Source organism: Xylanibacter rarus (assembly GCF_001275135.1).
In the GTDB taxonomy this organism is placed as follows: Bacteria; Bacteroidota; Bacteroidia; order Bacteroidales; family Bacteroidaceae; genus Prevotella; species Prevotella rara.
Map to the genome: position 1 here is coordinate 90,165 of NZ_LFQU01000009.1, position 22,677 is coordinate 112,841.

Here is a 22,677-nt window from a genome sequence, read left to right on the forward strand (position 1 = left end):
AATTCCGTGAACGCATACAGACGTTTCCGGCTATTTCACGCCGTTAACCCTTAAAATCTATATCATGCATTTTCCTTTCTTCCGTAGACACAAACGCTCTTCTGTTGAAAAACTTGCAGAGAAGGCAGGTGTCGTTTTTGGTGAGAACAATTCTTTTGCTTCATGTTTTTGGTCTTCTGCCGAGCCTTATCTGATAAAGATCGGTTCCAACTGTCAGATAACGGCTGACGTTAAGATTTTCACTCATGGCGGAAGTAAGGTTGCCCGTACAATTTATCCAAAGTTTGATTGTTTCGGAAAAGTTGAGATAGGCGATAATGTGTATATCGGCAACAATTCGCTCATCATGCCCGGAGTAACCATTGGCAGTGATGTGCTTATTGCTGCAGGCAGTGTTGTCTGCCATTCTGTTCCTTCTGGAGTGGTTGTCGGTGGCAATCCGGCACGCATAATATGCAAGGTGGAAGAATATATAGAGCGCAATAAACCTTATAATCTTGATACAAAGGGACTGTCGAGAAGAGAAAAAAAGAAGGTGATAATGGCGGCAGGAGAAGATATGTTTATTAAGAAGAGAATGATGAAATAATAATTTTTGTACAATTAACGTGATGAGTTACGAACATTTATATGATATTTGTCCTGCAGATGAAGGCAACGGCATGGTTGATAGTATTGAATTGTGGGCGGTATCTGTTTTGGCAAAATTTGCCGATGGTAAGATTTCTTGTGATGATTTTGGTGATGAAATGATGCGTATTGGCGAAGAGCTGAATAAGCAGATGGAAGACTGTGACGGAAATATTGTTATAGACGCAAGTGTTCCTCAGTGGCTTATTATGTTTATGGGAAATAAGTTCTCAAAATGGAATATGATGAGAATGCAGATTAATGCAGCAAGACAGAATCCCAAGATTACGTCTGATCCAAGATGGAGTGAAGTTGAAAAAATGGTGAAACAAGAAAATGACGTGCTGATGCATGCTGTCAGGCATAGCCTCACCTTATGGCAAAATGATTAAACATAATCAAGGCTGACTGTCGGTATACCCTTTGTTTTATGCACATGTGCCTTGTGCGAAATATAATGCCTACAATAGACAAAAATCCATACATATACTAATAGTATGTATGGATTTTTGTTTAATATCACGTGAGTTTGTGAATAATAAGAATTACAGCAAAAGAATTATCCCAATGTGTATTCTTCAATGTTTCTGAAACCGTTGAGGAACATGTTGGCATTCATGCGCTTCTTGCCGCTAAGCTGTATTTCATCGAGCTGGAGCCATGCATTTTTTGTGGCAACTAAGAATTTTCCGTTGAACACCATTATTGTTCCTTCTTTCTTGCCGTTGCATGGAATCATTGTCTTTGTTGACTTGAATATCTTCAATACGTTTTGCTTGCCGTTTTTATCGGTCATGTTTGTCCATGCTCCTGGATATGGCGCCATACCGCGTATGAAGTCGTAAAGACTGTTGGCTGTCTGTTCCCAATTGATAAAGCAGGTTTCTTTAAATATCTTGGGTGCATTATGCATCTCTTCTCCGGTCTTTATCATTTCCTCCTGCGGCATGGAGTCTACATGTCCGTTGCCTTCAATTATTTTGTCTATGGTCTTGATTGCAATTCCTGCCCCAAGATGCATAAGCCCATTATACACATCCTCGGCATTATAATCTTCTTTTATCTCGAATGGTTCTTGCATGATTATTCTTCCTGTATCAATGTCATGGTCTAGGAAGAATGTCGTTACTCCGGTTTGTTTTTCACCGTTTATGACAGCCCAGTTTATAGGAGCTGCACCGCGGTATTGCGGCAGCAGGGCTGCATGCACGTTGAATGTTCCGTATTTAGGCATGTTCCATACAACCTCCGGCAACATGCGGAAGGCTACTACAACCTGAATATCAGCATTATATTTTTTAAGTTCTTCAATAAACAGCGGGTCTTTCATTTTTACAGGCTGCAGAACAGGCAGGCCTTTTGACAACGCATATTGTTTTACGGCAGGAGCCTGGAGCGTGTCTTGGTGTCTGCCTACCGGCTTGTCTGGCTGTGTTACTACAGCTACAACATTGTAGCCGCCTTCAACGAGTGCCTGAAGAGTTTCAACGGCAAACTCCGGAGTACCCATAAATATTATCCTTAAATCTTTCTTTTCCATGTCTTTTACCTTAATCTTTTGCTTGTTGTTACTAAATTTTAAATTATTTCTCCAAGTTTTATATTATAGAGGTTGTCGTTATGACATGTCTGTAAATTTTAAAGTCATGTTATTCTACGGTAACAGACTTTGCGAGATTTCGTGGCTGATCTACGTTCAGTCCTTTTTCAACAGCCACGTGATATGCTATAAGCTGAAGAGGAATGGCAGAAAGAAGTGGGGCTAGCGAGGCTAACGTAGAAGGAACTTCTATCGTTGCTTCTGCAATTTCTTTTACGGCCTCGTCGCCTTCCGTTACGACGGCAATGATGCGGCCGTTTCTTGCTTTTACTTCCTCTATGTTGCTGATGATTTTTTTGTACAGTTGATGGTGGGTTGCCACAAATACCACGGGCATGTTTTCGTCAATAAGAGCTATCGGACCATGCTTCATTTCGGCTGCAGGGTAGCCTTCTGCATGTATGTAGCTTATTTCCTTTAGTTTCAGAGCGCCTTCGAGTGCTACCGGATAATTGAATCCGCGCCCCATGTATAAGGCATTTTCTGCATAAGTCAGTGAGCGTGCAATGTCTTTGATCTCTTCGTCTTTTGCTAAAACGCTTTTTATCTTTTCTGGTATGTTGCCAAGCTCTTCAATAGTGCTTTCATACTCTTCTTTTGAGATTGTGCCCCGTTCGTGTCCGAGAGCCAAGGCAAAAAGTGTCAGAACCGTAACCTGGCCTGTGAATGCCTTAGTTGAGGCTACGCCAATCTCCGGACCTACGTGTATGTATATGCCTGTGTCAGATGCCCTGGCTATGCTGGATCCGACAACATTGACTATGCCGAAACACATGGCTTTGTTCTCTTTGGCGAGCTGGAATGCTGCAAGCGTGTCGGCTGTCTCACCGCTCTGTGATATGGCAATCACAACATCGTCCGGTGATATTACGGGGTTGCGGTAGCGGAATTCAGAAGCGTATTCTACTTCAACCGGAATATTGGCCCATTGCTCAATGAGCTGTTTGCCGATAAGGCCTGCGTGCCATGAAGTACCGCATGCCACGATAATGAATCTTTCGGCTTTCATCAGGCGTTCGCGGTGCATGTTTATGGTACTTAGTACAATTCGCTTTTCGTTGAGCAGCAGGCGTCCTCTCATGCAGTCGGCCATACATCTCGGCTGATCATAGATCTCTTTCAGCATGAAATGTTCAAATCCGCCTTTCTCAAGCGACTCGAGACTAATGTTCACTTCTTTAACCTCAGGCGTTATGTCTTCGTAGTTAAGATTGTTTATTTCTATTTTCTTTCCGATTTTCAGCAGTGCCACTTCGTTGTCGTTGAGATAAACCATCTGTTTGGTATATTCAACAATCGGCAGGGCATCAGATGCAATAAAAAACTCTTTATGATCGGCCCCGATGCCTATTACGAGAGGGCTGCTCTTTCTTGCAACGACAATTTTGTCGGGACAGTTCTTGTCGATAACGGCAATGGCATAGGCTCCGACAACCATTCGCAGCGCCATGATAGTGGCGTTTTCAAGGCTCTTGTCGTATTTTTTTTGCATATATTCAATGAGCTGAACCAGCACTTCTGTGTCTGTTGAACTCTTGAAGGTGTATCCTTCTTTTTCGAGAAGGATTTTCAGATTGCTATAATTCTCAATAATTCCGTTATGGACAAGGGCAAGACGTCCGCTCTGAGACACGTGTGGATGTGCGTTTATGGCTGATGGTTCGCCATGAGTAGCCCATCTTGTGTGAGCAATGCCAATTTGTCCTGAAATATCTCTTTGTGATGTCAGGGCTTCAAGATTACTTACCTTGCCTTTTTCCTTATAAACGTTCATAACTCCTTCGTTGTTTATAAGTGCAACTCCGGCAGAGTCGTATCCTCGGTATTCAAGGCGCTTAAGTCCTTGTATAAGAATGGGATAAGCATCTCTGAAACCTATATATCCAACTATTCCACACATTGTTATTCCTTGTTTGTTTTTATATAAAAGTTCACCGCATCAGATGTCAAACGGTTATATGCGGCAGGTATATATCTGCAAAGATAGTAATTTTAGTCATAAATATACATTTTGCCCTGTCATTTTATATTTTATTTTTGAGTTTTATGTATTGACTGTTACAAATGTTTGACCGGTTACTATAATATTCTGCCATATGGATAATGCGATAAAATATTTTGCCTATGGATTAAATATTCTGTTTTGGCTATTCGTGTTAATTGAATATGGCAGAGGATAAAAGTAGCTGAAGCCATTATATAAAAAGTTCCGCCCTTGTCTTCAGCCATTGGCAAGACAAGGACGGAATGCTTTGTTTTGACTTGTTTTAATCTTAAAGATTTTTTATTTTAGAGCGAGTATTATGATTATTTCAGTTCGTTAATTGCTTCGTTGAGCAGCGCTTTGAGATAATTGTCTTTGCTGCGCTTTTGCATTTCCTTTATGCTATCCATACATGTCACCTTCTCGCTTTCGTTGAGCAGGCTGCCGTATGACTTGCATAGTTCCAATATTTTGTTTACAATTCCCGTGCAGATAGTGAGCTTGTTTGAACCGCCTTCATCCAGAACGGCATAATATGCAACCCTTAGATTTCCGAATCTTTTCAGAAAGTCCATGTCAGTTTTTATTGCGTCATCGCTTGTGTGGATTGTTATATTTGAAAAATCTTTATTATTGTTGTACGATGACGATTGTCCTGATTTATGTGTTATAATATGCCCGTTGTCATTAATAGTAACTATATCGCCGTTGTCTTTCATGGTAATAATTGTTCTTGTGGCGGGGCGATTCACTTTCTGTGGGTCTTTTCCGTATATCTTATATATTATTCCCCATACTTTGTCTTCTTTTACTTTCTCCTTCCATACTATGGCATAAACGTATCTGTAAAGACTGTCGTTGCTGTCATGAAACAACATAACATCATAGTTATGGTCAATATGTTTTCCGAACAAAATCTCTTTGTCAAGATTGCGGCCATAGCTTACTCTCATCAGTGTTGCATCGCTTATTCCGCTTGATCTTTTTGCCAAATTATAGGCATTTGATGCGTCTTTGTTGAATGCAGAGTGTATGCTGTTTAAGGCTTTCGACTTATTTGACGGAAGCTCAAAGGTATATGAATAGCAGTAAGATTTGTCTTTTACGCCGTTTTGCTCCATTGTAACTTCTTTCTTTATGTATTCCTCATAATTCTTATTGTTCACAAAGTCATCAATGGCATTGTCTATATTCTTTTGGGCATGGGCACCAAGCGACATTATTATGCACGCTGCTGTTGTGGCAAAATATCTATATGTCTTCATAATGGTATGTTTTTTAATAATATTCGTTTTCTTCTGTTTCATAGTCAATACCTTCTTCGAGGGTGGCCATAATAAGTTCTATCTTTATATCCTGTCTGTTATACAGGTCGTATATCTCTCTTATTTTTTGTTCTTGTTCGAAACATATCTGGCGCAGCTTTTCTTCTGCCATTTGGTCGGCTACAACATTTATCGAGTCGCGTTCAGACTTTGCGAGATATGTCTTTGGCGGCATCACTTTGTAGACCCTTCTCTTTATTCTGCTCTTTTTCTTATTTGGCTTTACGGCCTCTTTCTTCATAGAGTCAATGGCCAGAGTATCTTTGGATGATATGATATTTTCTTCTGTCGCCAATTTGCCGGCTGCGTTTACTGTTTGTTGTTCTGGTATAATGTCTGGAGTACCAGGACGCATTATCATAACCAATGCTACTATTGCTGCGGCTGCTGCCATGAGCATAGCCACCATTGTGGCTTTACTCCTGTTTTTTACCGTATGCTTTTGTCCGTTGGATTGTAATGGCATTCCGTCTTCAAACCATCCGAACATATCTTTGTATGGCTTCCATTCGTCTTCCACTTCATGTGTGCGGAGATATTCAGCTATGCGGTTTTCTTCGTCAACCGTAGTCTGTCCGTCCATGAATCGCTTTATGAGTTGTTCTATTTCTTTATTCATAGTGTTATATTCCAGCCCTTTTTTGAAATTCTTTCAGTATTTTCATTCTAGCCCTTGATAGTAGAGTTGCCACAGAGTTTTTTTCCATGCCGAGCAGCTTGGCTATTTCCTCGTTGCTTTTATGTTCAACCTGCCTCAGCTTTAGTATCTGATATTCCTTCGGAGGCAGTTCGGCCACCCGTTTCATCAGCCAGTTGTGGTCTTCTTTTATTTCAACACAGATGTCCGGGGCCGGAGCCTTGCTGTCGGCTATGTTGCTATGGCTGTCCAATGGCTGCTGAGGCCTTTTGCGGTGTACGTCTATTGCCTTGTTGCGTGCAATGCATACTGCCAGTTTCTCGGCGTCAGTCTTGCTGCTTATGTCGTTGCGCAATGTCCAGAGCTTTAGCATCACGTCTTGAGCAATGTCTTCGGCTTCATCCTTGCTCATAGAGAGGGCAAGGGCTGTAGCCACAGCTTTTGCTCTTGTTGATTTTGCTATTTGTTCGAACTCTGTCTGCTCCATATATTTTCCTTGTTTAGTGTTATAACGTTTTGCCTGCCAGATTATAAACCGACGTTAACATTTATTATGAAAGCAGCGGCTCGCGCTTATAAAAATCATTTCGCCTTTTAGAGTATTTTCTGTTTATGACTGATATTTCCTTTTATAATAAGGGCGGCTTGTATGTGCCGTTATGTCAGAACGATGTAATTTTTTTTACCTATATATATTGTAGTCAAATGTCTTTTGACTGTTGCTAAGATTTCGCATATTGTATATCATTTTGCCTTGGCCGGAAATAACATTTGTTTTAGATACGCCGTTTTATGAATATTGTGTAATTTTGCACCTTGAAATCATCGATGCAGCAATCTTGATTGATGTCTGCATATTGGTTTCGGCAAGAATCATGTTACAGGTTAGAGTTTTTAAGGTAATTTATGGGTAAGGCAAATATAAATAATACTGCATACGAAGAACGTTTGGGTACAGATAGAATGTTGCCTCTTGTGCTGCGCATGGCTATGCCGTCGGTGGCAGCTCAGATTGTTAATCTGTTGTATAATCTGGTCGACAGGATATATATCGGCCATATTCCGGGCATCGGTACGGACGCGCTGGCTGGTATCGGCGTTACGGGGGCCATAATAATACTTATTTCTGCGTTTTCGGCAATAGTCAGTGGCGGCGGTGCTCCGTTGGCTGCCATAGCCCTCGGTCAGGGCGACAGAAAGAGGGCAGGGCAGACTCTGGGTAACGGTTTTGTCCTGTTGCTTATTTTTACGCTTCTGACCACTACTCTTACATATCTCTTCATGGAGCCGTTGCTGATGTTTACCGGTGCGTCTGAGAATACTGTAGGTTACGCAAAAGATTATCTTTCAATTTATCTTTTAGGTACACTGTTTGTTGAAACGTCGGTAGGACTTAACACGTTTATAAACACTCAGGGACGTCCGGCGATAGCGATGTATTCGGTGCTGATAGGCGCCGTTCTTAACATAATACTCGACCCTATTTTTATCTTTGTGATGGGCATGGGCGTCAGGGGCGCGGCCTTGGCTACTGTTATATCGCAGGCATGCAGCGCGTTGTGGATAGTAAGTTTTCTAACGTCAAAGCGTGCTTCACTCAGATTGGAGTTCAGGTATATGCGCCCTGACAGAAACGTGATTTCTCACATTCTGGCTTTGGGTGTGTCGCCGTTCATTATGGCAAGTACGGAGAGCCTCGTTGGCTTTGTCCTTAACAGCAGCCTTGAAAAGTTCGGCGACATTAATGTCAGTGCTTTGGCCATAATGCAGAGCGCCATGCTTGTAGTTAGTGTTCCCCTTGCAGGCTTTGCGCAGGGCTTTGTGCCTATTGTCAGCTACAACTATGGCCACGGAGACAGAAACCGCGTAAAGGAATGCTTCAAGATTGTGCTGGCAATAATGTTTACGTTTAATTTCGTACTTGTGCTGTTCATGGTTCTGTTTCCGTCTTTGGTTGCAGCAGCCTTTACAACCGACGAAGCTCTTATCAGTACGGTATGCCGGGCCATGCCGGTATTCTTGTGCGGTATGACCATTTTTGGACTGCAGCGCACGTGCCAGAATATGTTTGTAGCCCTGGGACAGGCTAAGGTTTCTGTCTTAATCGCCTTGCTCCGCAAAGTTATATTGCTCATACCTTTGGCTTTGCTGTTGCCTAAGTATATGGGCGTGATGGGCGTTTATGCAGCCGAGGGTATATCTGATGCAACTGCAGCAATACTATGTACGCTGATTTTTGCATATCAGTTTCCACGTATATTGCGCCGCATGTAGCACGTGCTGTTAATCGTTTTTCAAATATTTGGTTTTGTTTCAGCTTTGCATTACCTTTGCAGAATAGAATATTATAAATTATGCTGTTAAGTCGTGAAACTTTTTTTGAGATAATACGTTTTGGCATCGTAGGCGTTATTGCCACGGCCCTGCATTATGGCATATATTGGCTTTTGCAAAGTGTAATCGACGTAAATGTTGCTTATACCATAGGATATTTTCTGAGTTTTGTGGTAAACTATCTATTGTCGGCAAAGTTTACGTTCCGTAAGAAGAAGTCGGTTAAAAATGGTTTTGGCTTTGGCGGAGCTCATCTTTTCAACTATTTCCTGCAGATAGGACTGCTTAATCTATTCCTTTGGCTTGGTGTGAGCAAGGAGCTTGCGCCTGTGCCTGTTTATTGTATTGCAATACCGACAAACTTTTTGATTGTCCGTTTTGTATTCAGGAAAATAGGTTGATGTTTGCTTGCTGGACTGAATATGGCTTACAACTTAATTATAAGGATATCTGATAAAAGCTGATTAAAAGAATATTGAGACATAGGTAAAATATAGTCTGTATTGTATTTTGGACAGCCCGTTTTGTTTAGCTGCAATTAAGGTTCTTTTATAAGCATCGCTAATTTAGAATGCAAAAAATCGAAAGCAAGAAGTCTGTTTGTGGTTGCAAATCGTTGGTACTGTAGTAGAGTTCTGTAAAATGTATAAGCAAAACGACGTGTATTGGTTTTAAATCATTAACCTATTGTTTTTGAGTCGTAACTGGGCCACTTTTGCATCAAAAGTGGCCCAGTTTTTCATTGAAAACAAATGGTTTTTTACGGATAATCCGATGTATTATTACATCGAATTAAATAATTTCGGGATAGGGAGCTAAAAAAGCATCACGCTTTTTGCGCAATGCTTTTATTTATATCTTTTGATTAGAATTGCCACCAATGTTTTTTCTTTGGCCTTTCATCATATGAAACATGGCCCTGGCGTTCCATCATGATGTCTTTATATGTCTTGTTTTCTTTTATCATTCTGTATATTGTTCCCCAATCAGGCAGGCCTCCTATATTGCGGTCGTCAATAAACATGTCAGCTTTAAGCTTGCGTGAGTAGTGGTTGTTGTTTGACGTGCCTTGTTCTTCAGGATAATCTTTATTAACAGCATAAAATTCCACTCCGCGGTCCTTGCACCATTGTACGGCCTCGTCGAGCAGTTCGCCTTCGCGTACAGACCATAATATGAGCTTGTGATGATCAGCAATCAACATTTTAAGAGTATCTGTCGCAAACGGAATCTCCTGGCCAATTTCAGGATATCTGTGTTCAACAATTGTGCCGTCAAAGTCTACTGCAATAGTCATAATTCTATTTCAAAAAATAATGCTAAATATGAATAACTTTATAAGTAATTGAATATAAATGTTTAAAAGTATACGGAAACTTTCTGACGAGAAAGCCGCCGTATACTTTTAGTCAGTTGTTATCTTTTTACAGATGTGTCGTTTTTGTTGCCGTAATGGCTGTTAGAATAATCGCCATAGTTGCCGTATGAGCCATACGACTTACCCTTGCCGTAATGTCCGTATTTGCCATACTTGCCGTATTTGCCATATCCATAATAATAGCCATACTTCTTGTCTGAAAGGTCTATGCCGTTGATAGCGATGCACAGATTTGGCAACTTGTTCTCTGCAGCCAGCTCGTTTATCATGCCGAAGCTGGCTTTCGGAGTGTAGTCTGCACGGCACATATAGATACAGATGTCGGCATGCTTGCCAATCTGCAGCGTATCTGTTACCAGTCCGACCGGAGCCGTGTCTACCAATACATAGTCGTAGTTCTCTCTGAGCAAGTTGAGCACCTGTTCAAGTGCAGGGCGAGAAACAAGCTCTGCCGGGTTGGGAGGAATAGGACCTGCCATCAGAAGATCGAGGTTATTGTTAATCTCTGAAGGTACGATTTGTTTTTTAACGTCGCTCCATTCCGGATTCGTCATTGTAAGCAATGGCGTGATACCGTTATTGTGATTGTTTATCTTAAACAATTCTGCCAATCTTGGCTTACGGATATCAAGACCAATGAGGATTACTTTCTTGCCGAGAAGTGCAAAGCTTACGGCCAGGTTGGCTGCTGTAAATGTCTTTCCTTCGCCGGATGTTGAAGACGTAAACATTATTACGTTTTGCTTTTCTTTCAGCATAAACTGAATATTCGTACGCATAGAGCGGAATATTTCCTCCATCTGGTTGTTCTGGTTCTCGTGTACGACAATGTCTGCCCTTGTCTTCGCTGTTTCGCTTGCTACGACAATGTCTGCAATGATTGGCAGCTTGGTAAGGCTTGCAACATCTTCATGGCCTTCAATTCTGTATCTGAAGAAATTAATTACGTATAAAATCAGAGACGGAATGGCTATACCCATTATGAGGGCTATAAGCATTATTATGCTGCCCTTCGGGCTAACCTTGCCGGCGTACTGCGGCATTTCGATAAGTTTTCCTTTGTCTGCTGTTGCTGCTAATGAGATAGAGTTCTCTTCGCGTTTCTGCAATAGCATAAGGTAGAGTCCTGATTTTACTTCCTGCTGTCTTCCGATCTGAGTCAGTATACGCTCCTGTTCAGGGGCTTTGGTTACTTCACCGCTGTATTGGCCCAGCTGCATCTGTATGGCGTCACGTTGTATTGTGAGGCTCTTCTTTGCCTGCTGCAGTGCCTGATGTATGCTTGCCTGCATGTCATCGAGTTGTGATGTCAGCTCTATTACCACCGGGCTGTTTTCTGAAGCCGTGCGAAGCAGTCTGTTGCGTTCGAGGGCTATCTTGTTGTATTCATTGATAAGCGATGTTGACGCTTCGTCTTGAAGTCCTACATTTGACGGCAAAACCTGATGCCTGTTACCTGGACGGTTGGCAAAGTTGATAAGGCTGGTTATCAGAGATATCTGAGTGTTTGCCTCATTGAGCTTCTGCTCGTATACAGAAGTGTTTGTCGATGTCGTGGTGGCATCCAGTTTTAGCTCCATCAGCCTGTTGCGCTTCTTGTAATCTTCGAGTTCGCCATCTGTCGAACTAAGTTCGGCATTGATTTTTGCCAGACGTTCATTGATGAACTCTTCTGTACGTACGGCTATTTCGTTCTTGTCTTCGTTGGCTTGTCTGTTATAGCAAACCACAAGCTGGCGCAGATAATCCATACTGCGGCTTATGTCCTGATCCTGAAGCTGCAGGCTCAATACAGAAGACGTCTTTGATGTCTGTTCAACGGATAAGCTCTTGACATATTTATATGCAGCAATACGGGGTGAATTTAATATAGCAATTTCTGATTCTCCGTCTTCAAGTTTATAACGGCCGTTTGCAGTCAATGTGATAATTCCGACTTTTGTACGTATTACGGCAGGTATGCCATCTATTGTCTTTTCTATTTCGTAAGGACCGTCAAAAGCAACCTCGTTTTCTGGGATATAATATGTACCTTTGACAATGTAGCCATTGTCTTTTCTTGTAATTTTTAGTTTGACCGGAGCATTCAGCTTATCCATGTGGGCAAAATCCATGTCAACATTTATTGGCTGCTCTTTGTATATAAGCTGGTCTTTTACATGCCCCTTTAGATAATAATTGACGTATAATTTTAAGTCGCGTACAGCTTGTTCGGCAACAGTGGTTGATGTCAGGATTTCCTGCTCATTCTCTATACCATAGTTGTTACTTATAATACCAAGGTTAGACATACTCTCCAGTGCCTGAAGGCCTCCTCGTCCAGAGCGTCGGCTGTTGTCGTCGTCCTTAATCAGCAACTTAGCTATTGTGTTGTATACCGGTGTAGTGTAGCGCAGGTAAAGAAAACCAATGCCAACACATATCAGTATAGATAAAATAAACCATTTCCAATTAAGTATAAACGCCTTGTAAATGGTTTGGAAGTTGAAGGAAGATTGCTCTTCTGCAAATTCCTGAACTTCTTGGTTGTTTTTTAATTCGTTCATTTATTTTTATCCTAGTTTATTTGTTTGTTATCCTATTAAACTTATAAGGTATTTTCCGTATTCATTTTTCAACATGGGCTGAGCAACTTCTTTAAGTTTCTCAGAGTCAATCCAACCTTGTTTGAATGCAATCTCTTCAAGGCATGCAATTTTCAGACCTTGACGTTTCTCTATAACCTCAATGAAAGTTGATGCCTCGCTCAGGCTGTCGTGTGTGCCTGTGTCGAGCCATGCGAATCCTCTTTGAAGTGTTTGAACTTTCAGAGTCTGTCGTCTGAGGTATTCTTGATTGACAGATGTTATTTCCAGTTCGCCTCGTTTGCTTGGCTTGATGTTCTTTGCAATCTCAACAACGCTGTTTGGGTAGAAATATAAGCCGACAACGGCATAATTGCTCTTCGGATTTTCAGGCTTTTCCTCTATGCTGAGACAGTTGCCGTTCTTGTCAAATTCAGCCACTCCGTAACGTTCCGGATCGTTGACATAGTATCCGAATACAGTTGCGTTTCCGTTCTTCTCTGCCTCTTCGACACTTGCGTGCAACATTGCAGAAAATCCTGCTCCGTGAAAAATGTTGTCGCCTAATACAAGGCATACGCTGTCGTCGCCGATAAATTCCTCGCCGATGATAAATGCCTGTGCAAGTCCATCAGGCGAAGGCTGTTCGGCGTATTCGAAATGTACGCCATAGTCGGAGCCGTCTCCTAGCAGTCTTTTGAATCCAGGCAGGTCGTGTGGTGTTGATATTATCAGAATGTCTTTTATGCCAGAAAGCATAAGTACTGAAATGGGATAATATATCATCGGCTTGTCAAAAATTGGTATCAATTGCTTGCTGATACCTTTAGTGATTGGATATAAACGTGTGCCAGAACCACCGGCCAATACAATACCTTTCATCTTGTTTTGCTGTTAAATTAAATAATACTTAACCTGTTGAATGCCTGTTTTGTCAGGTCTTTGTGATGTTGTTTAAAAAATTATACATCAATTGCAATAATCGCATATGCTTTGCAAAGGTATAATAAAAGTTGATAATAATCAAATTTTATTTTGATTTTTGATGTATTTGATGTAATTTTGCATTTATATTTTAATTGCCGTGATATTGTTCATGGCTCGTTAGTTTAAATTATATTGATTAAAGACATGGGATTTTTAAGTAAATTATTTGGAAAAAGCAATAAAGAAGAACATAAGACTGGAGGCATGGAAGATTATATGACACTTGTGCGTGTCTATCTTCAGGCTGCAATCGCTGAAAATGCCGGCATAACTAATCTGGCGATGCTTCCTGACCTGAGAATGTTCAAAACCACTCTTCACGTTCCGACATTGAACAACAAACTTGGAGTGGGGGAGAAAAAGCATTGTAAAAAGATGCTTAAGGACTTGTATAATACAGAAGATGACTTCTTCAAGGAAGTTGACCAAAGCATCCGTAAGAATTGCCGTAAGATACAGGACGTGCAGACATATCTTATCCAGTTCCAGAATTTTACTCAAGATCTCATGATGCTTATGGGTAATCTGATGAAGTTTAAGCTTCGTATGCCTTCGTTCATGAAAAAGGCTATATACGGAATGACCGAAAAGACCGTAGCTGACATTTTCCATAAGAACGACTTTAAGGATATGGGCGTTATGAAGACGGTGGTAGCCATCCGTAATTACGATAAGCGGTTGGGCTTCAGCGAAAAATGGATAACCGATTTTGTGTTCCAGGTCGTAATGCTGGCTAAGAAGGAACCGCGTCCCGCTGATGATGACAACTTGAAAAATAATTCGAAATAGTAAGTCTGCTTATATGCCGTAATGAGTTTGCCTCCGCAGTCTCGTTATGGCATAATTTGTTGATTTATGTAAAATCGGATGAATAAATTTTGCAAGTTGATAAATTTGTGCTAAATTTGTAGGCAAAACTTTTTGTGATGGCTGACAATGACAAAATAATGACGCTGTTTACCACACGTGTAAGGCAGTTGATTCTTCAGTACAACCAATTGAAGAAAGAAAACGAGGAGCTTTATGCGATGCTTGATGCACAGGAGGAGGAAATGAAGCGTCTGAAATCAACTTTGGAACAGGCACAGAAAGACTACGAAAGCCTCAAGATGGCTAAAATGATGGAGATATCTGACGGCGACATTGAGTCGGCAAAGCGCAGACTGTCAGGCCTTATACGCGAGGTTAATAAATGTATCACGCTGCTTAGTGAGGAATAGTGACGTAGTGATGGCTGAAGGAAAAGATAAATTAAATATAAGACTGCACGTTTATGATACAGAGATACCGGTTTATAATATAATACCGGAAGAAGAGCCTTTTTATCGTAATGCGGCCAAGCTTATAACAGAAACGGTAAATACATATTCAGAACGCTTTAGGTCAACTAAAAGCGAGAAAGAAATCTTGTATATGGCGATGATTAATATCGCACTGAATCTGGAGTTTGAAAAAACTAACAACGACACAGCACCCTATGACGATATTCTCACAAAGATAACCAATGAGATCGAAGATGCTCTTGGCGTGTCTGAAACAGGCATGCGTGCAGCTACGGATAAAAAATAAAAGTGAGAATATTAACATTATTAAAATAAACAAATGATATTAAATATTATTATTGCCGTCGTAGCACTTGTTTTGGGTGGACTATGCGGATATTTTATATTCAGGTATGTTCTTACCGGGAAATATAATGAAATGATTTCTGCAGCTCAAAAAGAAGCTGAAGTGTTGAAGGAAAAGAAGAAGCTCGAGGTTAAGGAGATTTTTCTTAATAAAAAGTCTGAACTCGAAAAGGAGGTGCAGAGCCGTAACCAGAAAATTCAGCAGAGCGAGAACCGCCTGAAGCAGAGAGAGCTCTCTTTGAATCAGCGTCAGGAAGAACTGGGCCGCAGAAAGCAGGACGTAGATCAGCAGCAGCAGCGTGTTGATAATGAAAAGAAACTTTTGCAGATTAAGCAGGAGGAACTCGATAAGATGCAGCTTCAGGAGCGTGCAAAGCTTGAGGAACTTTCCGGTCTCAGCGCAGAAGAGGCAAAGAACCGTCTTGTTGAGAGTCTGAAAGACGAAGCCCGTACAGATGCAGCAAGCTACATCAACGAGATTATGGACGAGGCTAAGCTTAACGCCAATGCTCAGGCTAAGAAAATCGTTATACAGACAATACAGCGCGTTGCCACTGAAACCGCGATAGAAAACTCTGTCAGCGTGTTCCATATCGACAACGATGAAGTGAAAGGACGTATCATCGGCCGTGAAGGACGCAACATCAGAGCTCTTGAAGCAGCAACAGGTGTCGAGATTGTTGTCGACGACACTCCTGAGGCTATTGTCATTTCTGCTTTCGATCCTGTCCGCCGTGAGGTTTGCCGTCTGGCTCTTCATCAGCTTGTTACTGACGGACGTATCCACCCGGCACGTATCGAGGAAGTTGTTGCTAAGGTTAAGAAGCAGCTCGACAACGAGATCATTGAGACAGGTAAGCGTACAGCCATCGACCTTGGTATACATGGTCTGCATCCTGAACTTATACGTATCATCGGTAAGATGAAGTATCGTTCAAGCTATGGTCAGAACCTCTTGCAGCATGCACGTGAGACAGCCAACCTCTGTGCTGTAATGGCTTCTGAGCTTGGTCTTAATCCTAAGAAGGCTAAACGTGCCGGATTGTTGCACGATATAGGTAAGGTGCCTGACGAGGAGAGCGAACTGCCGCATGCTCTTTATGGTGCAAAGATTGCTGAAAAGTATAAGGAGAAGCCGGATATCGTTAATGCCATTGGCGCTCACCACGATGAAATAGAGATGAACACACTGCTCGCTCCAATCGTTCAGGTCTGCGATGCTATCAGTGGAGCCCGTCCTGGCGCACGCCGCGAAATTGTAGAGGCTTACATCAAGCGTCTTAATGATCTTGAGGCTATTGCTATGAGTTATCCAGGCGTTACAAAGACATACGCCATTCAGGCTGGCCGCGAGTTGCGCGTAATCGTCGGTGCGGATAAGATGGACGATAAGGAAACAGAGAATCTGTCTGGCGAGATAGCAACTAAGATTCAGAACGAGATGACTTATCCGGGACAGGTTAAGATCACTGTTATCCGTGAAACAAGAAGCGTGGCATACGCTAAGTAAAATCAGAAAATACATACTTCTATATAAAAAGCGTGAACATTTCTCTGTTCACGCTTTTTTATTTTATGTTTACACCGCCTATACATAATTATATATGTCGGTTGTATTTTATGTTAAATGATGAAAGATCATGATGCATTTTGGGCTTTTGGCATCCATATGCCAACTTTGTCTTTCCGGGGATCTGTCGAAGCCGTATTCTGCCCATAATGGCTGCATATCATGCGCAGGCATGCTAAACCGCACTGCATCGCGTCGTGCTGAAGGTAGAGTTTAAAGTTTCTCATTTATTTTATAATACCCGAAAATCAAACTAATATTTACGGTCCATCAAGTTGAGGTCATCCTGAATATCTTTCATGATGTCCTTGTCCAAGTCAATTTTCTTATGGTTCTTTCTTGCTTAAGATTGACATTTCATATAATTCTTTCTAAGAGGGATATCAGTGAATCTGTATAGATAATGGCGTTAAAAAATAGAAGTACTACCAAGAATCTTTTCATAATTTATGAATTTATATAGCATTTAATATTCTGATTTTTATTAATTATTGCCTTGTTCTGTCTATCACATCGTTGTTATTTCTTGATGAACTTACTGTTATGTCTTGATTAAACAAACTGAGCGATGCTGACAATGTGATACCTCTCATGTCATTAGTGCCGTAGGTTCCGTGTTGGGTGTTGATGTATCTGATATCAATATTGTTATAATTTGCACGGTGCAAGATATCTGATACACTGAGTGTGAGTGTTAATTTGTCTTTTATCATGTTCATCTGTACACCTGCGCTCCAGTTGTTTGCGGGACGCTGGGATATATTTGTGTCTTCAAGATAACTTTGGAATGTGAATGTTGTGTATGCCGTAATTTTGTTGTTCAGAAAATAATACAAATTCATGTTTCCTGAATAAAACGGGCGGTGTATTTTTATTGTTTTATTTAGGAATATGTATTTATATTTCGGAAAGTTTATGTAAAGGTTTCCACTGAAGTATAGTTTACCTGAAAACATTCTTCTGTTGTATCCAAGCATTGTGTAAAATGATTCAGAACGTTTAACGTTTATCGGTGTCTCGCATACTATATCTGTGGACGGATCCTGATTGTATACAACGCTTTTTATAAGGTTGCGTGTGTGAGTATATCCGGCAGTCACGTATAATCCTTTCCATCCTGCGTAAATTGAGATATTGTCGTTCACGCTGGGTTGCAGATCTCTGTTACCTGCTGAATACGACAAAGAGTCCTGATAAATAGGATAAGGGTTAAGGCCGGTGTATTTCTGCCTATTTACGCTTCGTCTGTAATTAAGCTGGAAAGTCAAGTTTTTCCACGGGAAGACGGTTAATGTACCCGATGGCAGGAAGAAAGAAGTATGTCGGGAGTTGCTGATTGTTTCCGACAGAGTGTTTATCCAAACCTTTGTATCAGAATATTCGTAGCGCCCACCCAATGATAAGTGAACTTTTTTCCATTTTTTCCCGAGGCTTAAATATGCGGCTGTAACATTGTCTTCCGTCTTCTGTCCGTTTGAGCCCAATGTCTCAGGCTGCCATTTGCTGTCAGACAGATAGCCGTATCTGTCATTTACATTATAATAACGTGCCCCTGCTTCCGAACTGATATTGAAAGGCAGATTAAATGAATAAGTGGCATTAAGTGTCATTATTTTATATTTGTTCGTAGTTTTCGTGAAGTTATTGTTCCCGTTATCATTATTTTTGTTTTTTCTGCAATATCTGTTCGCGAATTGTTGCTTATTATAGAATAGTCTCCGCCCAGTGACAGGAGTGATTTTCCTATTTTGCTTTTGTAATATAGAGTTACATTATGTAGGTTACGATTGTCTATTGTTTGTCTTCTGATATTCTTGTCGTTGTATTTTTCTGTATCAGAATATTTCATATCAGCATTACTTATGTCGTTTTCTTTTTCATGCTGGAAGTAATAAGCCAGACTTATTGTGTTGTTTTTGTTGATGTCGAAATTATTATTCCACGTTATGTCGTGATTGTGAGAACCCATGAATAATTCGTTGGCTTCATCGCTTCGGAATGTACGGTCGGGATGAAAAATCTCTGTATAATATGTTTCTTTGTTGAGAGACATCCAAGCTCCGTAATCATATCCTATAGATGAATTCCATATACCATATTTCATGCGAAGCTCAAATGATGGATTTTCTGAGAATTTCCGTCTTACAGTGGTCGTATTATAGACGTCAAGTGCAATGAAGTCTTTTAGTGGTTTTATTGTTATTATGTTTATCACAGCGTTGGTTCCTGCCGGATATTTGGCTGAAGGTTCTCTTTCAATTTCTATCTTTGCAATGTCTGATGTTTTCAGTGTTGTGAATATGTTTTGATTGGTTACTTCTTTTCCGTCAACATAGTATATTGGCTTTCCTTTTCCAGCCACGTCAAAGTTGTTGTTCCCTTTTGCTATTATCCCGGGTGTGACACTCAGCATATTTCCAAGGTTTACCATCTTGCTTAGAAAAGTTCCTTTAACGGTTACAGTCTGTCTGCTTCCTTCTGTTTTTACTATAGGTCTGTAAGCTTTCACTTCAATAGAACTCAGTCTGAAATCTTTACTTATGCTGTCTTGTTGCGCATAAATATCAGTGGTGGTATGAATATACAGTGCTAATATTAATAAAAAAGTCTTCATATGTTTGTTCTTTTAGATTCGACTTAAATTTAACGTTGGTATTTAATTATAATTTACTATTTCTCTTTTTTGTTCCCATAAATTAAAGGTAACATCTCTTCAATATGTTTTTATAAATGGAGCAATAGCTTCTGTGCCACTGGATATATAATGTATTGCCACAAGAGCTTATTGACGAAGTGTCGACAGATTGCGCCAATGTGTGTGCTGTAAATGCCATAACGGCAAACATTATTAATAGTATTTTTTTCATAATATTTTGGTTTTAATTTCAATCTCTGTTCACGCTTTTTTATTTTATGTTTACACCATCTATACATAATATTATATATGTCGGTTGTATTTTATGTTAAATGATGAAAGACCATGATGCATTTTGTGCTGTTGGCATCCATATGTCAGTTTTGTCATTCCGGGGATCTGTCGAAACTGTTGTCTGCTCCATAGTGGCTGCATATCATGTGCAGGCATGCAATGCAGTAATGCATCGCGTCGTGCTGAAGGTATATCTTAAAGTTTTTCATCGTTTAATATATTGTTAAAGAAAATACTCGTCAGAATCTGTTAAGCTCAGAACTGCCGGTTCCTATACCTTTATATTTCTTTTGTTTTTACTGTTGAACGAATAGGTTACAGACAGTTGTATTAGTTGCGAAGCACCTTTACGGTATTCAGTTACGTTAACTCCGTTTGTGCGTGTGAGGTGCTTTTGCTTCTGTGTGCCGAAGATGTCGTTTGCCAAAAGAGAGAACGACCAGTTGCCTACGCTTTTCAACAAATAAACATACACCGAGGCGTTGTCGTACATATAATAAGTGTTGTTATTGCCTTTGCTCGACCACCATCCCGTAAGGTATGCATATATCCCCCAAGGCAGGTCGAAACGGTTCTGAAGGCTTATGCTTCCTATGGGCTTGTTGTAGCTCTCTTCGGGCGAGCCGTATTTTAAGTCACAGATGGCGAGCTGGCCTTGTATCATCGGATGCCAGAAGCCGATATCCATGCTGTGCGACAGCACTATGTTTAGTTTGTTGAAGTCAGGCAGGTTTATCGGCTTGCGTATGTTGAGGTTATAGTCAGGCATGTGCATGTAGACATACTCTATCTGTCTTTTCATTCTTATATATGTTACGTTAAGCATGGTCTGTTTCCATGCCATGCTCAGGTTAATATTGTGTGGCGTCGATGAACTCAGCAGCGGGTTGCCTGTCTCCCATGACGTGTGCGACACGTATGTCGAATTGTTATTTAGCATGGAATAGCTCGGCCTGTATACGTTGGTGTTGTACGAAAGTCCTATTCTCAGGTCTTTTACGGCATAGCTGATTGTGAACCTCGGCAGCCAGTCGGTGTACGACTTTGACTGACCGTCTATTCGTTCTCCGTTTTTATAGTAAGTGAAGTCTGTCGCTTCAGCCCTCATTCCGGCTGTCAGCGTCAGGTTGTTAAGCGGTCTGTATGTTGCGTTGACATATCCGACTGCAAGATTCTGTTTAATAAAGTCGTTTGCCTGTGAGCCTGTGCCGTCAATGATGTTGCCAAAATCAGTCCTGTCTGACGTGTACGAATATTCGCCTCCCACGTCAAAGGACAGTTTACCGAAAGCCATGTTTAAGTTTGCCTTTGTGGCAATCAGATGATACGATGCCCTGTTTGAGGTGTTCACAATGCTGTATATCCCTTTGCTGTCCTCGGTGGTGTTCTGATTGTTTTTGCTTTCTCCGTACAGGTAGTCGGCGTCAGCCGTAATCTCAAAGTTCTTTTTTGCGCCGAACTTAATCGTGGCATATCCGTTAAGATAATGCTGCATGCTCTGCGATAACGATTCGTTTGCCGAAGCAATGCTGCTTTCCTGTCCGTCAGCGTTGGTCTTTATGTTACTGTCCGTGTTGTATTTGCTTGACGGTGTTCTCGAGAATTCGTACCTTACTCCTGCCGAATTGCTTTCTCCGAAGTCAAAGCTGCTTCCTGCCTGCAGGTTCATTGATTTGCTGCGGCTGTTATATTCGCCTTCTGTTAATGTATAATTTTGGTTGTTGTTGAATTTCTCGTCATACGTCCTGTCCTGTTTGAATCCGCTGTCGGCAACAGAGCCTCCGACAAAGAATCCTAATCCGTTCTTCAAGACATACGAAAAGTCGGCGTTTACGTTTCCCGATGCAACTTCAGACATTGTTCCGGAGCCTGTTATAACTCCTGCCAGGCCATTGTCGCATTTCTTGGTGTGTATTATTATCACCGACGTTACGCTTGAGCCGTATTTAACGCTCGGGTCTGTAATGATGTCTACGCTCTTTATGTTTTCCGGCGACAGCTGGCTCAGTTCGCCGCTGTTCCTTACGCGTCTGTTGTTTATGTATATTTCAGGCGTTCCCTTGCCGAGTACTGCTATTCCGCCGCTTGTTGCGTCAATCATTGGCATCATTCTTATGGCATCATTGACCGACGGCAGTTTGGCGAGCGGGTTGCCTTCCATATCAACTGTAAGTCCTGAAGCGTTGTGCTTTATGAATTTTCTCACTCCCGTTACTGTTATGCCTTCAAGAGCCTTAGCCTGAGGCTGCATGCGTATTGCTCCGTTTAGCGGAATGTCGGCATAGGCGGTTTCATAGCCCAGCGATGTTACCCTTACGGCCAGAGTCTTGCAGTGTGTTGTGTCGTTTACAACGAATTTGCCTTCTTCGTCCGTAAGCCCTCCTGATATCAGACTTGAGTCGGCAGTGTTTATCAGTGCCACGCTGGCATATTCCATTGGCATGTCTTTTTCGTTCATCACCTTGCCGCTTATCTGCTGTGCATAGGCCTTTGTAAGTGCAAGGAGCATGATGATTAGTATTGTAAGTTTATTCATATTTATAATTTTATTGTTCTTTCTGTCAATATTTTTACATACTGTTTCCCATGTCGTATTTTTGAAGGATATGGGTTACATATTATCTCGTCTGTTGTCGGTACGCATACGGCGACTCAGGCCAGACCGCCTGTCGGCAGATACTAAGGTTGTGCTTTTATGGGCAATTTTATAATTTGTACGATATTATAATTGCCAAAACCGTGCCATAAAACGTATTTTGTTGTATATCAGAGAGATAGACTAATATCCCATTCGTATGCATGTCTAATATTTGGACAGTGGTGTATAAAAATTAGACAGTATGTATACCTGGAAAAAAGAGAATAAGACATTTAGGAGTTAAAGGAGCATGTTTAAGTGAAGAATTCGCTTGTGTAACCGATATGAATCAACAAAGTTAATGTTCCGGCAGATTTACAATTGTCGTGTAAGCGGGAGCAGAAGCAAATTATATTTGGTTATGCCGAGCGCAGCCGACAATCAATAGAAATAATCTGCCGGAATTGAGTATAAGGATTTTAATCCGCCTACTTCCTATTTTTTGATTAATAGGTATGAGTTTCGGATTACAG

General features: G+C 41.1%; 19 protein-coding genes. 8 read left to right on the forward strand and 11 right to left on the reverse strand.

Translation table 11 applies throughout. The annotated features are described in order from the left end of the window. Positions 1 to 64: 64 nt before the first annotated feature. Together ACU52_RS06355 and ACU52_RS06360 are read left to right on the forward strand one after the other, a co-directional pair. Entirely contained in the window at positions 65 to 589 is a 525-nt protein-coding gene (locus ACU52_RS06355; RefSeq protein WP_053398171.1) for an acyltransferase, read from the forward strand. Positions 590 to 611: 22 nt separating this feature from the next. Next, on the forward strand, positions 612 to 1,022 hold the full coding sequence (locus ACU52_RS06360; RefSeq protein WP_147630796.1) for a hypothetical protein: 411 nt from the start codon (positions 612 to 614) through the stop codon (positions 1,020 to 1,022). A 167-nt stretch (positions 1,023 to 1,189) separates the two neighbouring features. Here the strand turns inward: ACU52_RS06360 and fmt are convergent, their stop codons facing one another. The 5 genes from fmt to ACU52_RS06385 all read right to left on the reverse strand — a co-directional run bounded on the left by fmt (position 1,190) and on the right by ACU52_RS06385 (position 6,663). Beyond that, complete coding sequence (fmt, locus tag ACU52_RS06365) at positions 1,190 to 2,170, reverse strand: methionyl-tRNA formyltransferase (RefSeq protein WP_053398173.1); 981 nt, start codon at positions 2,168 to 2,170, stop codon at positions 1,190 to 1,192. A 109-nt stretch (positions 2,171 to 2,279) separates the two neighbouring features. Beyond that, a complete protein-coding gene (gene glmS / locus ACU52_RS06370) occupies positions 2,280 to 4,130 on the reverse strand; it encodes a glutamine--fructose-6-phosphate transaminase (isomerizing) (RefSeq protein ID WP_021853948.1) in 1,851 nt (616 codons plus the stop codon). 407 nt (positions 4,131 to 4,537) lie between these two features. Continuing rightward, positions 4,538 to 5,479, reverse strand: a complete 942-nt coding sequence (locus ACU52_RS06375; RefSeq protein ID WP_147630797.1) for a hypothetical protein — start codon at positions 5,477 to 5,479, stop codon at positions 4,538 to 4,540. Between the two features lie 13 nt (positions 5,480 to 5,492). Next, positions 5,493 to 6,158 (reverse strand): hypothetical protein, encoded by a 666-nt coding sequence (locus ACU52_RS06380; RefSeq protein ID WP_053398175.1) that lies wholly within the window; start codon positions 6,156 to 6,158, stop codon positions 5,493 to 5,495. 4 nt (positions 6,159 to 6,162) lie between these two features. After that, positions 6,163 to 6,663 (reverse strand): RNA polymerase sigma factor, encoded by a 501-nt coding sequence (locus tag ACU52_RS06385; RefSeq protein ID WP_053398176.1) that lies wholly within the window; start codon positions 6,661 to 6,663, stop codon positions 6,163 to 6,165. A 419-nt stretch (positions 6,664 to 7,082) separates the two neighbouring features. On the opposite strand from ACU52_RS06385, the gene ACU52_RS06390 reads away from it, so the two are divergent. After that, positions 7,083 to 8,450, forward strand: coding sequence for an MATE family efflux transporter (locus ACU52_RS06390; RefSeq protein ID WP_053398177.1), 1,368 nt, complete (start codon positions 7,083 to 7,085; stop codon positions 8,448 to 8,450). Between the two features lie 80 nt (positions 8,451 to 8,530). Further along, positions 8,531 to 8,911, forward strand: coding sequence for a GtrA family protein (locus tag ACU52_RS06395; RefSeq protein WP_021853942.1), 381 nt, complete (start codon positions 8,531 to 8,533; stop codon positions 8,909 to 8,911). 464 nt (positions 8,912 to 9,375) lie between these two features. Here ACU52_RS06395 and ACU52_RS06400 read toward each other — a convergent pair whose 3' ends face one another. The 3 genes from ACU52_RS06400 to rfbA all read right to left on the reverse strand — a co-directional run bounded on the left by ACU52_RS06400 (position 9,376) and on the right by rfbA (position 13,334). Next, a complete protein-coding gene (locus tag ACU52_RS06400; protein ID WP_021853941.1) occupies positions 9,376 to 9,807 on the reverse strand; it encodes a BT0820 family HAD-type phosphatase in 432 nt (143 codons plus the stop codon). 119 nt (positions 9,808 to 9,926) lie between these two features. Beyond that, positions 9,927 to 12,434, reverse strand: a complete 2,508-nt coding sequence (locus tag ACU52_RS06405; protein ID WP_053398178.1) for a GumC family protein — start codon at positions 12,432 to 12,434, stop codon at positions 9,927 to 9,929. 27 nt (positions 12,435 to 12,461) lie between these two features. Then, positions 12,462 to 13,334 (reverse strand): glucose-1-phosphate thymidylyltransferase RfbA, encoded by an 873-nt coding sequence (gene rfbA, locus ACU52_RS06410; RefSeq protein WP_021853939.1) that lies wholly within the window; start codon positions 13,332 to 13,334, stop codon positions 12,462 to 12,464. 249 nt (positions 13,335 to 13,583) lie between these two features. Here rfbA and ACU52_RS06415 point away from each other — a divergent pair, with 249 nt between their 5' ends. The 4 genes from ACU52_RS06415 (at position 13,584) to rny (ending at position 16,577) form a co-directional block, all read left to right on the forward strand. Further along, positions 13,584 to 14,228: a hypothetical protein gene (locus ACU52_RS06415; protein ID WP_021853938.1), complete on the forward strand. Its 645-nt coding sequence runs from the start codon at positions 13,584 to 13,586 to the stop codon at positions 14,226 to 14,228. 137 nt (positions 14,229 to 14,365) lie between these two features. Then, positions 14,366 to 14,659, forward strand: coding sequence for a hypothetical protein (locus ACU52_RS06420; protein WP_053398179.1), 294 nt, complete (start codon positions 14,366 to 14,368; stop codon positions 14,657 to 14,659). Positions 14,660 to 14,669: 10 nt separating this feature from the next. Continuing rightward, positions 14,670 to 15,008, forward strand: a complete 339-nt coding sequence (locus tag ACU52_RS06425) for a cell division protein ZapA (protein ID WP_053398180.1) — start codon at positions 14,670 to 14,672, stop codon at positions 15,006 to 15,008. Positions 15,009 to 15,041: 33 nt separating this feature from the next. After that, positions 15,042 to 16,577 (forward strand): ribonuclease Y, encoded by a 1,536-nt coding sequence (rny, locus tag ACU52_RS06430; protein WP_021853935.1) that lies wholly within the window; start codon positions 15,042 to 15,044, stop codon positions 16,575 to 16,577. Positions 16,578 to 16,705: 128 nt separating this feature from the next. Here rny and ACU52_RS15890 read toward each other — a convergent pair whose 3' ends face one another. The 3 genes from ACU52_RS15890 to ACU52_RS06445 form a co-directional block, all read right to left on the reverse strand. After that, positions 16,706 to 16,864: a cysteine peptidase family C39 domain-containing protein gene (locus tag ACU52_RS15890; protein ID WP_082335188.1), complete on the reverse strand. Its 159-nt coding sequence runs from the start codon at positions 16,862 to 16,864 to the stop codon at positions 16,706 to 16,708. 261 nt (positions 16,865 to 17,125) lie between these two features. After that, the gene (locus tag ACU52_RS06435; RefSeq protein WP_082335189.1) at positions 17,126 to 18,400 is read right to left on the reverse strand and encodes an outer membrane beta-barrel family protein; all 1,275 of its coding nucleotides are present in this window, start codon (positions 18,398 to 18,400) and stop codon (positions 17,126 to 17,128) included. Positions 18,401 to 19,837: 1,437 nt separating this feature from the next. Further along, positions 19,838 to 22,102: a TonB-dependent receptor domain-containing protein gene (locus ACU52_RS06445; protein WP_053398183.1), complete on the reverse strand. Its 2,265-nt coding sequence runs from the start codon at positions 22,100 to 22,102 to the stop codon at positions 19,838 to 19,840. Positions 22,103 to 22,677 lie beyond the last annotated feature (575 nt).